The sequence below is a fragment of the Citrobacter sp. 506 genome (assembly GCF_050434985.1).
Taxonomy (GTDB): domain Bacteria; phylum Pseudomonadota; class Gammaproteobacteria; order Enterobacterales; family Enterobacteriaceae; genus Citrobacter; species Citrobacter braakii.
On record NZ_JBNDJN010000001.1, the window covers coordinates 646,284 to 661,684 of the forward strand.

Consider the following 15,401-nt stretch of genomic DNA (forward strand, 5'->3'; position numbering starts at 1 on the left):
TCAAACATATGCCACTTATGCTTAACTTGCAGCGAAAAAGAGGGAGAAATCGTTCCCAATTATCTTGCTGTATTATTGAGAGATTAGTAACATTTGCAGCCTGTGTTTATGGATAAATCAAAGCAAATGTCATCAGTAATGAATCGTCTTATTGAATTAGCAGGTTGGATTGTTCTCACCGTCTCTGTGATCCTGCTGGGTGTTGCCAATCATATTGACAATTACCAGCCACCGGAGCCCGTTGCTGCTGTGCAGAAGAAATAAGCATCTGCAGTCCCTTATAACCCGGCAATTAACATCGAGTAACGGCAGGGTTTGGCTGCAAAAGATCGAATTTTGTCAAAAAAAGAGAATAATGCCGCATCCCACTCCGGTGCATATTGCCTGCTGTAGCGAAGCGCGTTACCCTTACCGCAGGTGCGCATAGCGCCTGCTTTTCCACAGGTATGAACACTCTTCTCACATTTGCGCGTCAATCCGCTTTTACCTGTGCATGTTGTTTATTATTTATATTTACTACTCCGTTGGTATTATTTTATTAATATGGATTTCCATTTATGACTGTTCAGGATTACTTATTAAAATTCCGCAAAATCAGTTCACTCGAAAGTCTGGAAAAACTGTTCGACCATCTTAACTACACGCTCACCGACGATAGCGACATTATCAATATGTATCGCGCTGCAGACCATCGCCGTGCCGAGCTTATCTCAGGAGGTCGTCTGTTTGATGTTGGTCAGGTACCCAAATCAGTCTGGCATTACGTGCAATAAAGAAGAAAGTAGCGCTCAACGTTAAAAGCTTTATAATAATTGCCCCAAAATGAATGGCATGTTTGATTGCGCGCGTAAACCTGGAGAAGAGATGACTACCACACCGGCACAACGTATCGGGGGCTGGCTACTTGGGCCACTGGCCTGGCTGTTAGTCGCATTGTTGAGCGCTTCGCTGGCGTTATTACTTTATGTCACTGCGCTGGCTACACCGCAAACCTTCCAAACGCTGGGTGCGCAAAGTACGGCAAATTTGCTGTTATGGGGCGTCTCTTTTATTACCGCGATTGCCATGTGGTATTACACGCTGTGGCTGACGATTGCGTTTTTTAAACGCAGAGCCTGTGTGCCTAAGCATTATATTCTATGGCTGCTGATCTCCGTGTTACTGGCGATTAAAGCGTTTGCGTTTTCACCGGTTCCGGACGCCTTTGCCGTGCGCCAACTGCTGTTCCCATTGCTGGCTGCAGCACTGTTGGTGCCCTATTTCAAACGCTCGCAACGCGTTAAATCGACGTTTGTGAATCCGTAATAACCCTACAGTTAACCTGTTGTCGCCTGTTGTAGATTGTCAGATAATAGGCGGCTTTTTTATTTCAGGCCGAAAAATGACTGATTACCTGCTGCTGTTTGTCGGAACTGTACTGGTCAATAACTTTGTACTGGTCAAGTTTCTGGGGCTCTGCCCGTTTATGGGCGTTTCCAAAAAACTGGAAACCGCAATGGGTATGGGCCTTGCCACGACGTTTGTCATGACACTGGCATCCATCTGCGCATGGCTGATTGATACCTGGATCCTCATTCCACTCAATCTCATCTATCTGCGTACGCTGGCTTTTATTCTGGTCATCGCCGTCGTCGTGCAATTTACCGAGATGGTTGTACGCAAAACCAGCCCTGCACTTTACCGCCTGCTGGGGATCTTCCTACCACTGATCACCACTAACTGCGCGGTATTAGGCGTGGCGTTACTGAACATCAACCTCGGTCATAACTTTTTACAGTCGGCGCTATACGGTTTTTCCGCCGCCGTCGGCTTCTCACTGGTGATGGTACTGTTCGCCGCGATCCGCGAACGCCTCGCCGTGGCGGACGTGCCTGCACCGTTTCGCGGTAATGCGATTGCGCTGATTACCGCTGGTTTAATGTCATTGGCCTTTATGGGCTTTAGTGGTTTGGTGAAGTTGTAATGAATGCTATCTGGATTGCCGTTGCCGCAGTGAGTCTACTGGGTCTGGCGTTCGGCGCTATTTTGGGTTACGCCTCACGACGTTTTGCCGTCGAAGATGATCCTGTCGTGGAGAAAATTGATGAAATTCTCCCGCAAAGCCAGTGTGGACAATGCGGCTATCCGGGCTGTCATCCTTACGCTGAAGCGATCGGCTCTCAGGGCGAAAAAATCAACCGTTGCGCACCCGGTGGCGAAGCGGTGATGTTAAAAATTGCCGCCCTGCTGAACGTCGACCCGCAGCCGATTGATGGTGATGAACACGATGTTACCCCCGTGCGTATGCTGGCGGTCATTGATGAAAATAACTGTATCGGTTGTACAAAGTGCATTCAGGCCTGCCCGGTTGATGCGATCGTGGGCGCGACCCGCGCTATGCACACGGTGATGAGCGATCTCTGCACCGGGTGCAACCTGTGCGTTGATCCGTGCCCGACGCAATGTATCGAATTACGCCCGGTGGCCGAGACACCTGATAGCTGGAAATGGGATTTAAACACCATCCCTGTGCGCATCATTCCCGTGGAACAACATGTTTAAGTTATTCTCTGCATTCAGAAAAAACAAAATCTGGGACTTTGATGGCGGCATTCATCCACCAGAAATGAAGACCCAGTCGAACGGTACGCCGCTGCGACAGGTTCCGCTGGCGCCACGCTTTGTTATTCCGCTGAAACAACATATTGGCGCGGAGGGTGAGCTGTGCGTAAACGTAGGCGACACTGTACTGCGTGGTCAGGCGTTAACCCTTGGGCGTGGTAAAATGCTTCCGGTACATGCGCCAACGTCAGGCACCGTTGTTGCTATTGCGCCGCATTCTACTGCACATCCATCGGCATTAGCTGAGCTGAGCGTTATTATTGACGCCGATGGCGAAGATCGCTGGATTGAGCGAGACGGCTGGGCCGATTACCGTTCCCGCAGCCGGGAAGAGCTGATCGCACGTATTCACCAGTTCGGCGTCGCCGGACTGGGTGGCGCGGGTTTTCCCACCGGCGTTAAGCTGCAGGGCGGCGGAGATAAAATTGAAACGCTGATCATTAACGCTGCTGAATGCGAGCCGTACATTACGGCTGATGACCGCCTGATGCAGGACTGCGCGGCGCAGGTCGTCGAAGGTATCCGCATCCTGGCGCATATTCTTCAGCCACGCGAAATTCTACTGGGCATTGAAGATAACAAGCCACAGGCAATTTCCATGCTGCGCGCGGTGCTGGCTGATTCACACGATATCAGCTTACGCGTGATCCCCACCAAGTACCCGTCAGGCGGGGCCAAACAGTTAACGCAAATCCTGACCGGCAAGCAGGTTCCCCACGGGGGACGCTCCTCAGATATCGGCGTGCTGATGCAAAACGTTGGAACCGCCTACGCGATTAAACGTGCGGTGATTGACGGAGAACCGATTACCGAACGTGTCGTGACGCTGACCGGCGAAGCCGTCAGCCGTCCGGGCAACGTCTGGGCGCGTTTAGGCACGCCGGTTCGTCATCTGCTCAACGACGCGGGCTTCTGCCCTTCCGCCGACCAGATGGTGATTATGGGCGGGCCGCTGATGGGCTTTACGCTGCCGTGGCTGGATGTACCGGTGGTGAAGATAACCAACTGTCTTCTGGCGCCCTCTGCCAGTGAAATGGGAGAAACGCCGGAAGAGAAAGGCTGCATTCGCTGTAGCGCATGCGCCGATGCCTGTCCGGCCGATCTCCTGCCGCAACAGCTTTATTGGTTCAGTAAAGGGCAGCAGCACGACAAAGCAACGGCGCACAATATCGCGGACTGCATTGAATGCGGTGCCTGCGCCTGGGTATGCCCAAGCAATATTCCACTGGTGCAGTATTTCCGTCAGGAAAAAGCCGAGATTTATGCCATTAGTCAGGAAGAAAAACGTGCCGCTGAAGCGAAAGCGCGATTTGAAGCCCGACAGGCGCGACTCGAACGTGAAAAAGCAGCTCGTCTTGAACGTCACAAAAGCGCTGCCGTTCAGCCTGCGGCTAAAGATCATGATGCCATTGCCGCCGCGCTGGCTCGCGTAAAAGAAAAGCAGGCTCAGGCAATGCAGCCGGTAGTCATTCAGGCTGGCGAAAAACCTGACAATAGTGCCGTGATTGCCGCACGCGAGGCGCGTAAGGCGCAAGCTCGCGCAACCCGGATGGAAAACCCTCCCCAAACAGGAGGCAGCAGTACAGAGGTCGATCCGCGTAAAGCTGCCGTGGAAGCGGCAATCGCTCGTGCCAAAGCCCGCAAGCTTGAGCAGGAAACCGTAACGGAAACAGCCGAACCGGTCGATCCGCGTAAAGCCGCCGTGGAAGCGGCTATCGCCCGCGCCAAAGCTCGCAAGCTCGAGCAGCAGACGGTTACGGAAACGGTCGAACCGGTGGATCCGCGTAAAGCCGCCGTGGAAGCGGCTATCGCCCGCGCCAAAGCCCGCAAGCTTGAGCAGCAGGCGGTTACGGAAACAGCCGAACCGGTGGATCCGCGTAAAGCCGCCGTGGAAGCGGCTATCGCCCGCGCCAAAGCTCGCAAGCTCGAGCAGCAGACGGTTACGGAAACAGTCGAACCGGTGGATCCGCGTAAAGCCGCCGTCGCGGCCGCTATTGCACGCGCTCAGGCAAAGAAAGCCGCCCAGCAGCAGGTTGTAAACGAGGAATAAATGGTATTCAGAATAGCAAGCTCCCCTTATACCCATAACCAGCGCCAGACATCGCGTATCATGATGCTGGTGTTACTGGCTGCATTGCCGGGGATCGCCGCTCAGCTGTGGTTCTTTGGCTGGGGTACGTTGTTCCAGATAGTTCTGGCCGCCATCAGCGCTATCGCCGCCGAAGCGGTCGTGCTTAAACTGCGCAAACAACCCATTGTCGCGATTTTAAAAGACAACTCCGCATTGCTCACCGGGTTACTGCTGGCCGTGAGTATTCCCCCGCTCGCCCCGTGGTGGATGGTAGTTTTAGGCACGGTATTCGCCGTTATCATTGCTAAACAGCTGTATGGCGGCCTCGGTCAGAACCCGTTTAACCCCGCCATGATTGGTTACGTGGTGCTGCTTATCTCATTCCCGGTACAGATGACAAGCTGGCTGCCGCCGCATGAAATTGCGGCGACTGTGCCTGGTTTTTTTGACGCCCTGAACGTTATCTTTAGCGGACATACCGCCAGCGGCGGGGATATGAACACGCTGCGTATGGGTATTGATGGTATCAGTCAGGCAACACCTCTCGATACCTTTAAGACTTCGCTGCATGCGGGACGTACTGTTGAGCAGGTGATGCAATACCCAATCTACAGCGGCATGCTTGCAGGTGCTGGCTGGCAGTGGGTTAACCTTGCCTGGCTGGTGGGCGGCGTCGTGTTGCTATGGCAGAAAGCGATTCGCTGGCATATCCCGGTTAGCTTCCTGCTGTCGCTCGCAGTTTGTGCCACTTTAGGCTGGATTTTCTCGCCAGATTCGCTGGCCTCGCCTCAGTTGCACCTACTTTCCGGCGCGACCATGCTGGGTGCATTTTTTATTCTTACCGATCCCGTTACAGCATCAACAACCAACCGTGGTCGCCTGATTTTTGGCGCACTTGCGGGCCTGTTAGTGTGGTTGATTCGCAGTTTTGGCGGTTATCCTGATGGCGTGGCTTTTGCCGTATTGCTGGCAAATATCACGGTTCCCCTGATTGATTATTACACCCGCCCTCGCGTGTACGGACATCGCTAAGGACTCCCTATGCTGAAAACGATTCGTAAACACGGTATTACTCTGGCGCTGTTTGCAGCGGGCTCGACGGGGTTAACCGCGGCAATCAATCAATTAACCAAGTCCACCATTGATGAACAAGCCGCGCTGCAGCAAAAAACGCTGTTCGATCAGGTTCTGCCAGGCGATCGCTACAATAATAACTTGTCCGAAAGTTGTTATCTGGTCGATGCGCAGGCGTTGGGCAAAGGCACTCACCGAGTGTATATTGCCCGCCAGGACGATCGTCCTGTTGCAGCAATTCTTGAAGCTACGGCGCCAGATGGTTATTCCGGGGCTATTCAACTGCTGGTTGGTGTCGATTTTTCGGGTACCGTGTTGGGTACGCGGGTGACCGAACATCATGAAACGCCAGGGCTGGGCGATAAAATCGAACTGCGACTGTCCGACTGGATCACCCACTTTAGCGGCAAAACGATCGCTGCGGGTAACGACGCTCACTGGGCGGTGAAAAAAGACGGCGGCGACTTTGACCAGTTTACTGGCGCAACCATTACGCCGCGTGCGGTAGTTAATGCAGTAAAACGTGCCGGTTTGTATGCGCAGACGCTGCCCGCGCAACTTCCTCAACTTAGCGCCTGTGGAGAATAAACCATGAGCGAAATTAAAGACGTTATTGTCCAAGGGTTATGGAAAAATAACTCCGCGCTTGTGCAGTTACTCGGGATGTGTCCGCTGTTGGCCGTCACCTCGACCGCCACTAACGCGCTGGGCCTGGGACTCGCGACTACGCTCGTCCTGACGCTGACGAATCTGACGATTTCTGCCCTTCGTCGCTGGACACCGCCTGAAATTCGTATTCCGATTTATGTCATGATCATCGCCTCCGTGGTGAGCGCGGTGCAAATGTTGATCAATGCCTACGCTTTTGGCCTGTATCAGTCTCTGGGCATCTTTATCCCGCTGATTGTGACCAACTGTATTGTTGTTGGCCGCGCTGAAGCCTTCGCAGCCAAAAAAGGCCCTGCGCTATCCGCACTCGATGGTTTTTCCATCGGCATGGGCGCAACTGGCGCCATGTTTGTTCTGGGCTCGCTACGTGAAATAATTGGTAACGGTACACTCTTTGATGGCGCAGACGGTTTGTTGGGTAGCTGGGCCAAAGTATTGCGCGTTGAGATCTTTCATACCGATACGCCGTTTCTGCTGGCCATGCTGCCACCAGGCGCGTTTATTGGCCTGGGTCTGATGCTGGCAGTTAAGTATCTGATTGATGAGAAAATGAAGAAACGTCGTGCCGAGGCGGCTGTCACGGACAGTCCGGCTGGTGAAACAGGGAATGTGTAATGAACAAAGCAAAACGGCTGGAAATACTGACGCGCCTGCGTGAGAACAATCCGCATCCGACAACCGAACTTAATTTTACATCGCCGTTCGAACTGCTGATTTCAGTCTTGCTCTCCGCGCAGGCCACCGATGTCAGCGTCAATAAAGCGACGGCCAAGCTCTACCCCATCGCCAATACGCCAGCCGCGATGCTGGAGCTTGGCGTTGAAGGGGTTAAGTCCTACATCAAGACAATCGGTTTGTTTAACAGCAAAGCGGAGAACGTGATTAAAACCTGCCGCATTCTGCTGGAGCAACATAATGGTGAAGTGCCTGAAGACCGGGCCGCATTAGAAGCCCTGCCCGGGGTTGGGCGAAAGACGGCTAATGTGGTGTTAAATACCGCCTTTGGCTGGCCCACTATTGCCGTAGATACCCATATTTTTCGCGTTTGTAATCGTACCCAGTTCGCCCCGGGTAAAAACGTTGAGCAGGTTGAAGAGAAGCTGCTGAAAGTCGTACCCAGTGAATTTAAAGTCGATTGCCATCACTGGTTAATTCTTCATGGCCGCTACACCTGCATAGCCAGAAAGCCGCGCTGCGGCTCCTGCATTATCGAAGATCTTTGCGAATTCAAAGAGAAAGTCGATATCTGATGCTGCCGGGGCATACTGCTTGCCCCTCGCTAACATAACGATTAGTTATGCACTCCCCTGAGTTTATTTTCCCGACAATGATGCCGTTCAACCGCGCATATCTAATGCAATATTCTTGTTAATTAACACCTGAGCAGGTTAATCGTTTTTTTAGTAAAAGAAATTTCTATCTATACGTGATCCAGATCATCCAGATAACACAATGTTAAAAAATATTTATTTTTTAGTTAAAGTGACAATCAGATGACCTAACTGAACAGTTTCTAAACAAAACATTACACTGGCTATTTTTCAGATAATGGCCTATATCACTGGATTCAAGCGCAAATAGCAGAACATATCGCCACATTGCGGTTTTTACCCTGATTAAACAGTGTAAAAATCTGCCATTTTTCAAATGAAGAAATTTAACGCTAGATAACATTTCACAGTCCCGACGATTTCACCAGTCATGATATATGTAACAGATTATTACAAACCACTTGTCTGAATGGTCAAGATAGTGAACATTACTTGCCGTTTCCCCTCCCACTATAACAATCGGACGGATGAACTTGACTCATCACGTGCCTGAACACCCCCGTTGATATGGGATGTAAAAAAAGAGGTAAAAGTGTCTACTGCAAACAATAAACCAACAGAAAGCGTGAGTTTAAACGCCTTCAAACAACCAAAAGCGTTCTATCTCATTTTCTCTATTGAGCTGTGGGAGCGTTTTGGTTATTACGGCCTGCAAGGAATTATGGCCGTCTACCTGGTTAAACAACTGGGTATGTCAGAAGCGGATTCCATCACCCTTTTCTCGTCCTTTAGCGCCCTGGTGTACGGTCTGGTTGCCATTGGCGGCTGGTTAGGTGATAAAGTTCTGGGTACAAAACGTGTCATTATGCTGGGTGCCGTTGTCCTGGCCATCGGTTATGCGTTGGTAGCATGGTCTGGTCACGATGCGGGCATCGTTTATATGGGCATGGCGGCCATCGCGGTCGGTAACGGCCTGTTTAAAGCAAACCCATCATCCCTGCTCTCTACCTGCTATGCCAAAGATGACCCGCGTCTTGATGGTGCATTTACCATGTACTACATGTCCGTCAACATCGGTTCATTCTTCTCTATGCTGGCAACACCGTGGTTAGCTGCGCATTACGGCTGGAGCACCGCGTTCGCTCTGAGCGTCGTGGGTATGCTGATTACCGTTGTTAACTTCGCATTCTGTCAGCGCTGGGTTAAACAGTACGGTTCTAAACCTGACTTTGAGCCGATCAACTTCCGTAACCTGTTGCTGACTATTGTTGGCGTCGTGGTACTGATCGCGATTGCAACCTGGTTGCTGCACAACCAGCAGATCGCTCGTATGGTTCTGGGCGTCATTGCTCTGGGTATCGTGTTTATCTTCGGTAAAGAAGCATTCACCATGCACGGTGCTGCGCGTCGTAAAATGATCGTCGCCTTCATTCTGATGCTGGAAGCGATTATCTTCTTCGTGCTGTACAGCCAGATGCCGACCTCACTGAACTTCTTCGCGATTCGTAACGTTGAGCACTCTATTCTTGGCATTGCTTTCGAACCTGAGCAGTACCAGGCACTGAACCCGTTCTGGATCATCATTGGTAGCCCAATCCTCGCCGCTATCTATAACAAGATGGGCGATACCCTGCCGATGCCAACCAAGTTTGCGATTGGTATGGTGCTGTGTTCCGGTGCGTTCCTGATCCTGCCGCTGGGTGCTAAATTCGCTACCGATGCGGGCATCGTTTCCGTTAACTGGCTGATCATCTGCTACGGTCTGCAAAGTATCGGTGAACTGATGATCTCCGGTCTGGGTCTGGCAATGGTGGCTCAGCTGGTTCCGCAACGCCTGATGGGCTTCATCATGGGTAGCTGGTTCCTGACCACTGCCGGTGCAAACATCATCGGTGGTTACGTAGCCAACATGATGGCTGTACCAGAGAACGTCACTGACCCGCTGATGTCCCTTGAAGTCTACGGTCGTGTGTTCCTGCAGATTGGTGTTGCTACGGCTGTTATCGCTGTTCTGATGCTGTTGACGGCACCGAAACTGAATCGTATGACTCAGGACGATGACGTCAATGAGAAAGCCTCTAAGGCCGCGACAGCGTAATTCTCAGGGAAACTCTTTTTCAGGCCGCTAACTGGTGTTAGCGGCTTTTTTTTTGCCTGAGCTAGCACTACCATACGATATACCTCAGCCAAAAGGAGTTACCGATGAAACTGTTCTACAAACCGGGCGCTTGTTCTCTTGCTTCCCACATCACACTTCGTGAGAGCGGTAAAGATTTCACGCTGGATGGTGTTGATCTGATGAAGAAGCGTCTGGAAAACGGCGATGATTTTTTCGCGGTAAACCCAAAAGGGCAAGTTCCCGCGCTGCTGCTGGATGACGGTACGCTACTGACCGAAGGCGTCGCCATCATGCAATACCTGGCGGACACCGTTCCAGACCGTCAACTCCTTGCCCCGACCAGCAGCCTCTCCCGTTACAAAACAATTGAATGGCTTAACTACATTGCGACAGAACTACATAAAAGCTTTACCCCACTGTTCCGTCCCGATACGCCGGAAGACTTCAAGCCAACCGTTCGCGCGCTGCTGGAGAAAAAAATGCAGTATGTGAACGACGCGCTGCAAGATAACCAATGGATCTGCGGTTCGCGCTTCAGCATTGCGGACGCCTATTTGTTCACCGTGCTGCGTTGGGCCTATGCGGTTAAGCTGAATATGGCAGGGTTAAGCAATATCGATGCGTATATGGCGCGTATGGCTGAACGTCCGGCGGTTGCCGCGGCGTTGAAAGCAGAAGGGTTAAATTAATTGTTGTTGCCGGGTAGCGCTTGCGCTTACCCGGCCTACAGCCAAACGCAGGCCCGATAAGCGTGAGCGCCATAGGGCATTGGTTATAGCTGCGTCGCGCTGAAGTAGTGTTCAGGCTTCGCGATACAATCCTGCGCAGCCACGACCTGCAGCTCATACTCGTGCATTTTTTTGGTGGCAATCATCACTTCGTACACCGCCGCCGTCACGTGCTCCAGCGCCTGCTGTAAAGACGCGCCCTGCAGCAGTTTAACCAACAATAAGCCGCTGGTGACATCACCCACGCCAACCGGTTGACGAGCGCCAAAATCGACTAACGGTCGGCTGATATGCCACGCTTGTTCAGCAGTAACTAACAGCATCTCGAAACGATCTGCGCTGATACCCGCGCGAGCCAGATGCTTCACCAGCACAATTTCTGGTCCCTGAGCGATGAGCTCACGCGCTGCCGCCACGGCCTCATTGACATTATTCACCGCATGCTCGCACAGAATTTCGAGCTCAACCAAATTCGGGGCGATAATATCGCTGGCCGGAAGCGCATGGCGTACATGAAACTCCGCTACGCCCGGCGCGACGATACACCCTTTTTCCGGATGGCCCATCACCGGGTCACAAAAATATTTCGCCTGCGGATTGGCCGCTTTTACTTTGCGTACAATACCCAGAATATGCTCGCCCTGTTCAGCCGAGCCAAGATAGCCGCTCAGTACTGCGTCACAAGTCTGGAGTTTATCGATATCGGCAATACCCTGGACAATGTCAGTCAGATGACTCGGCGGCATAACGCAACCGGTCCATTTGCCGTACTGTGTGTGGTTAGAAAACTGAACGGTATTCAGCGGCCAGACATTTGCGCCAAGGCGACGCATTGGAAATTCTGCTGCACTGTTGCCCGCATGACCAAAAACAACGTGGGACTGGATGGCGAGGATATTCTTCATTTTACTTACCACAACCCTGAAAAAATAAAGGGGCGTAGTTTCCCACGCCCCTGCTAACTAAATCTTACTTCCAGCAAATCAGACAATAGTTCTTCTTGCCACGGCGCAGTAAGGTGTAGCGCCCGAACAGGATATCACTCTCCTGGAAGAAATATTCCGGATCGGATTGCTTCTCACCGTTGATGGTCACCGCATTAGACGCGATAGTCTTACGTGCCTGGCCGCGGGAAGGTTGCAGCTCGGAGTCCACCAGCGCCTGCATCAGATCGGCACCTTTGTCCATCTCGATCATCGGCACGCCATCTTGCGCCAGCTGTTCGAAATCCGCTTCGCTCAAATCGCTCAGATTACCGTTGAACAAGCTTTCGGTAATACGTTTTGCCGCTACCAGCCCTTCTTCGCCGTGAACCAGACGCGTTACTTGCTCAGCCAGAACATACTGGGCGCGCGGCGCTTTACCGCTATTTTTATCATCTTCTTCCAGCGCATTGATCTCTTCAATGTCCATGAAGGTGAAGAATTTCAGGAAGCGATAAACATCCGCATCGGCGGTGTTGATCCAGAACTGGTAGAATTTGTACGGACTGGTTTTCTTCGGATCCAGCCACACAGCGCCGCCTTCCGTTTTACCGAATTTCGTGCCGTCAGCTTTAGTGATCAACGGAACGGTCAGACCAAACACCTGGTTCTGGTGCAGGCGACGGGTCAAATCGATACCCGAAGTAATGTTGCCCCACTGGTCAGAACCGCCAATCTGCAGCGCAACACCGTGCAGTTTGTTCAGGCAGGCAAAGTCATAACCCTGCAGCAGGTTGTAAGAAAACTCGGTAAAAGAGATCCCCTGATCGTCACGGTTCAGACGCTGCTTCACCGCTTCTTTGTTGATCATCTGGTTAACGGAGAAGTGTTTGCCGATATCACGCAGGAAAGTCAGTACATTCATACTGCCAAACCAGTCATAGTTGTTCGCAGCAATCGCCGAGTTGTCGCCACAGTCGAAATCGAGGAACGGTGCAACCTGTTTGCGGATTTTATCCACCCACTCCTGCACGGTGTCTTCGGTATTCAGTTTACGCTCAGCGGCTTTAAAGCTCGGGTCACCAATCAGACCGGTTGCGCCGCCCACCAGTGCGACAGGTTTATGGCCTGCCTGCTGGAAGCGTTTCAGGCATAACAATGGAACCAGATGCCCCAAATGCAAGCTGTCAGCGGTAGGATCGAAGCCGCAATAGAGCGCGATCGGGCCTTGCGCCAGTCGCTCTGCTAACGCTTCCTCGTCCGTCACCTGGGCCACCAGCCCCCGCTCTTGCAATTGTTTAATCAAGTTACTGCTTGCCATCAAAATCTCCATGTATAAAACGACTGCACCTTAGCCGGTACACGACTTTTCGCCTGATGCGAAAGAAACATAGAATAAAGCGCCGGATTGTTCAGCACCAGCGCTTAAAACAAGAATTTTGCATCTTTAGGGGGCCAGGCGATCAATTTTCCACGCGTTATCTTCGCGTTGGTATAAAAAACGATCGTGCAGACGGTTTTCGCCACCCTGCCAGAACTCCATCTGCTCAATACTCACGCGAAAGCCTCCCCAGAAACTGGGCAGTGGAACGTCCCCTTGCTGAAACTTCTGCTTCAGTTCGAGGAATTTGCTTTCCAGAATACCGCGCGCGGAGATCCGACTGGATTGCTTAGAGACCCAGGCGCCAATCTGGCTATCACGTGGGCGACTGTGGAAGTATTTCACCACTTCCAGCGTGGACAGGCGCTCAGCCTTGCCGATCACCATCACCTGCCGTTCCAGCGTATGCCAGGGAAACAGGAGGCTGATGCGTGGGTTTTTCTCAATCTGATGTGCCTTACGGCTACCGAGGTTGGTATAGAACACCAGCCCTTTATCATCATAATGTTTGAGCAACACGATACGCTGATAAGGCTGACCGTTTTCATCGACGGTAGCAACGACCATCGCTGTGGGATCGGCCAGTTTGGCGTCACAGGCTTGCCCCAGCCAGCGCTCGAACAGCGCAAGGGGCTCGGCGGGAAGATCGCGGCGGCGGAGACCGCCTTTCGTGTATTCACGGCGCAAATGCGCGATTTGCTGCAATTCGTCGTTATCAGACATGATGTTGGCTACGGATTGTCAGTGGGTGACGCTATTGTGCGCCGCCCAGGTGAAAATCTCAACGCTTCGGGTTCTGTAACTGACAGTTATTTAGCACAATTCTGTCTCGTTTATAGACCGTTGCCTCGTCGCCTTTAGACCAGAAGACGTAAATACCATCGGTATAGCGAGCACCTGATGCCGACACGCCCTGTTTGAGGTTCAATAGCTGATTATCATAAACAAAACTCGCCATCTGACGGGTATTGTTCAGCTTCACGGTAAGCGGTTTTTCGTCACAGCGGTATTCAAGCGTATCCGTTTGCATACGCTCGACAAATTGGTTGTACACGCTGCACCCGCTAAGCAGTACCGGCAGACACACTAACAACAGTTTTTTCATAGCCATATCCTGAAGACTTTCCTGGTCCTGGAGGGTAATGGCACCCTCCCTAATATCCCTAGTTTATCGACATATGGCGCTGAATAATTTCAGTTAACTCTGAGTTCGTGGGTTAGCAGGATAAATCGCCCCTAAAACGCTCGGTTCTGATGCGCCGGTCACGGAAGGCAGATTTCCCGGTAATCCCGCCAGCGTTCGCCACGCCAGCCAGGCAAAAGCCAGGGCCTCCATATCATCGCCGCTGATCCCAGCCTCATCGGTTGAAGTGACCTCTGTCCCTGGCAATAATGCCGCCAGACGCATCATCAGCAGCGGATTACGGCTGCCGCCGCCGCATACCATTAGCCGTTCACAGCCTCCGCTTAGCAAGACCTGCTCGGAAATGGTCACGGCCGTCAGTTCGGCAAGCGTCGCCTGCACATCCCGCGGGCTTATTCCCGGGAACTGCGCCATATGACGTTCTATCCAGCCATAATTGAAATACTCGCGGCCAGTGCTTTTCGGCGCAGGCGCAGAAAAATAAGGATCGTTAAGCATATTTTGCAGTAAAGGCAGGATCACCGTTCCCGATGTGGCCCACTGCGCATCTTTGTCGTAGGGTTGGCCGCATTGCCGCCAGATCCAGGCATCCATCAGCATATTGCCCGGCCCGGTGTCGTAACCGCGAACGGGTTGCTGTGGGATAAGCAGAGACAGATTGGCAATTCCGCCGATGTTTAGCACCATCCGCCGCTCCGTTGGATGAGCCAACAGCGCCTGATGAAAAGCGGGAACCAACGGCGCGCCCTGCCCGCCGAGAGCAATATCGCGGCGACGAAAATCGCCGATCACCGTTATCCCGGTACGCGCGACGATTTGATTGTTGTCGCCAATTTGCAGCGTGTGCGGCGCAATTCCCGTCGGTTCATGCCACACGGTTTGCCCATGACAGCCAATCGCAACGATCTCCTGCGGTTTCAATTTTTCCTGTGCCAACAGCGCATTCACCGCCTCGGCAAACAGATAACCGAGCTGTGCGTCAAGTTGGCCAAACTGCGATAGCGTAAGCTGCTGCCCCTGACAGATATCCAGGATCGCCTGCTTTATATGGAGAGGGATAGGCCAGGTCAGACTCGCCTGTTGCGCAACCATCGTTTCATCTATTGTCGCCAGCACAACATCGACACCATCAAGGCTGGTTCCAGACATTACACCGATAAAACGGCCCGATTTCATATGTCATCCTTTTAAGCAAATTAGCCTTGACACTCAACCATAAAGTGCCGACTAATGCCATGCTTCCTTAATGATTTTTGAGGGCTAATCATTACAATGGACGCTTTATTACATCAATTATATGAATGATTCGTTTATACTCGGTATATCCGATTTCGGTTAAGATTTTCATATTGTTCCAGTAGAACATGTGACCTTAGGCTCACAAGTGCCATATAATTTAGCCATGAAGGGTGCTTTATTA

Annotated in this window: 17 protein-coding genes; 12 read left to right on the top strand and 5 right to left on the bottom strand. The window is 52.0% G+C overall.

Features of this window, described 5'->3' with window-relative positions; all coding sequences use genetic code 11:
• Positions 1–138: 138 nt before the first annotated feature.
• The 12 genes from blr (at position 139) to gstA (ending at position 10,494) form a co-directional block, all read left to right on the top strand.
• Positions 139–264, top strand: a complete 126-nt coding sequence (gene blr, locus ABIE10_RS03230; protein WP_019076739.1) for a division septum protein Blr — start codon at positions 139–141, stop codon at positions 262–264.
• 293 nt (positions 265–557) lie between these two features.
• Positions 558–773 (top strand): transcription modulator YdgT, encoded by a 216-nt coding sequence (ydgT, locus tag ABIE10_RS03235; RefSeq protein ID WP_003832804.1) that lies wholly within the window; start codon positions 558–560, stop codon positions 771–773.
• A 91-nt stretch (positions 774–864) separates the two neighbouring features.
• Positions 865–1,305: a DUF2569 domain-containing protein gene (locus ABIE10_RS03240; RefSeq protein ID WP_016153009.1), complete on the top strand. Its 441-nt coding sequence runs from the start codon at positions 865–867 to the stop codon at positions 1,303–1,305.
• A 76-nt stretch (positions 1,306–1,381) separates the two neighbouring features.
• Positions 1,382–1,963 carry an electron transport complex subunit RsxA gene (gene rsxA, locus ABIE10_RS03245; RefSeq protein WP_003029144.1) on the top strand — a complete coding sequence of 194 codons (582 nt, stop codon included), beginning with the start codon at positions 1,382–1,384 and terminating at the stop codon, positions 1,961–1,963.
• Positions 1,963–2,541: an electron transport complex subunit RsxB gene (rsxB, locus tag ABIE10_RS03250; RefSeq protein ID WP_006684670.1), complete on the top strand. Its 579-nt coding sequence runs from the start codon at positions 1,963–1,965 to the stop codon at positions 2,539–2,541. Before rsxA ends, rsxB begins: the two co-directional genes overlap by 1 nt.
• Positions 2,534–4,651 (top strand): electron transport complex subunit RsxC, encoded by a 2,118-nt coding sequence (gene rsxC, locus ABIE10_RS03255; protein WP_429154711.1) that lies wholly within the window; start codon positions 2,534–2,536, stop codon positions 4,649–4,651. The genes rsxB and rsxC overlap by 8 nt, the downstream gene beginning before the upstream one ends.
• On the top strand, positions 4,652–5,704 hold the full coding sequence (gene rsxD, locus ABIE10_RS03260) for an electron transport complex subunit RsxD (RefSeq protein ID WP_016153007.1): 1,053 nt from the start codon (positions 4,652–4,654) through the stop codon (positions 5,702–5,704).
• A gap of 9 nt (positions 5,705–5,713) precedes the next feature.
• A complete protein-coding gene (gene rsxG / locus ABIE10_RS03265; RefSeq protein WP_016153006.1) occupies positions 5,714–6,334 on the top strand; it encodes an electron transport complex subunit RsxG in 621 nt (206 codons plus the stop codon).
• A 3-nt stretch (positions 6,335–6,337) separates the two neighbouring features.
• Positions 6,338–7,030 carry an electron transport complex subunit E gene (locus ABIE10_RS03270; protein WP_016153005.1) on the top strand — a complete coding sequence of 231 codons (693 nt, stop codon included), beginning with the start codon at positions 6,338–6,340 and terminating at the stop codon, positions 7,028–7,030.
• Positions 7,030–7,665 carry an endonuclease III gene (nth, locus tag ABIE10_RS03275; protein ID WP_016153004.1) on the top strand — a complete coding sequence of 212 codons (636 nt, stop codon included), beginning with the start codon at positions 7,030–7,032 and terminating at the stop codon, positions 7,663–7,665. Before ABIE10_RS03270 ends, nth begins: the two co-directional genes overlap by 1 nt.
• A 613-nt stretch (positions 7,666–8,278) precedes the next feature.
• Positions 8,279–9,784 carry a dipeptide/tripeptide permease DtpA gene (dtpA, locus tag ABIE10_RS03280; protein WP_016153003.1) on the top strand — a complete coding sequence of 502 codons (1,506 nt, stop codon included), beginning with the start codon at positions 8,279–8,281 and terminating at the stop codon, positions 9,782–9,784.
• A 104-nt stretch (positions 9,785–9,888) separates the two neighbouring features.
• Positions 9,889–10,494, top strand: a complete 606-nt coding sequence (gene gstA / locus ABIE10_RS03285) for a glutathione transferase GstA (RefSeq protein WP_429154715.1) — start codon at positions 9,889–9,891, stop codon at positions 10,492–10,494.
• A gap of 83 nt (positions 10,495–10,577) precedes the next feature.
• On the opposite strand, the gene pdxY is transcribed toward gstA, so the two are convergent.
• From pdxY to anmK, 5 genes are all read right to left on the bottom strand, one after another.
• Positions 10,578–11,438 (bottom strand): pyridoxal kinase PdxY, encoded by an 861-nt coding sequence (gene pdxY / locus ABIE10_RS03290; RefSeq protein WP_019076734.1) that lies wholly within the window; start codon positions 11,436–11,438, stop codon positions 10,578–10,580.
• 64 nt (positions 11,439–11,502) lie between these two features.
• On the bottom strand, positions 11,503–12,777 hold the full coding sequence (gene tyrS / locus ABIE10_RS03295) for a tyrosine--tRNA ligase (RefSeq protein ID WP_049281605.1): 1,275 nt from the start codon (positions 12,775–12,777) through the stop codon (positions 11,503–11,505).
• Positions 12,778–12,903: 126 nt separating this feature from the next.
• Positions 12,904–13,560: a pyridoxamine 5'-phosphate oxidase gene (pdxH, locus tag ABIE10_RS03300; protein ID WP_047500532.1), complete on the bottom strand. Its 657-nt coding sequence runs from the start codon at positions 13,558–13,560 to the stop codon at positions 12,904–12,906.
• Positions 13,561–13,618: 58 nt separating this feature from the next.
• The gene (gene mliC / locus ABIE10_RS03305; protein WP_085951051.1) at positions 13,619–13,948 is read right to left on the bottom strand and encodes a C-type lysozyme inhibitor; all 330 of its coding nucleotides are present in this window, start codon (positions 13,946–13,948) and stop codon (positions 13,619–13,621) included.
• An 87-nt stretch (positions 13,949–14,035) separates the two neighbouring features.
• Positions 14,036–15,157: an anhydro-N-acetylmuramic acid kinase gene (gene anmK / locus ABIE10_RS03310; protein ID WP_016152999.1), complete on the bottom strand. Its 1,122-nt coding sequence runs from the start codon at positions 15,155–15,157 to the stop codon at positions 14,036–14,038.
• Positions 15,158–15,401: the final 244 nt, after the last annotated feature.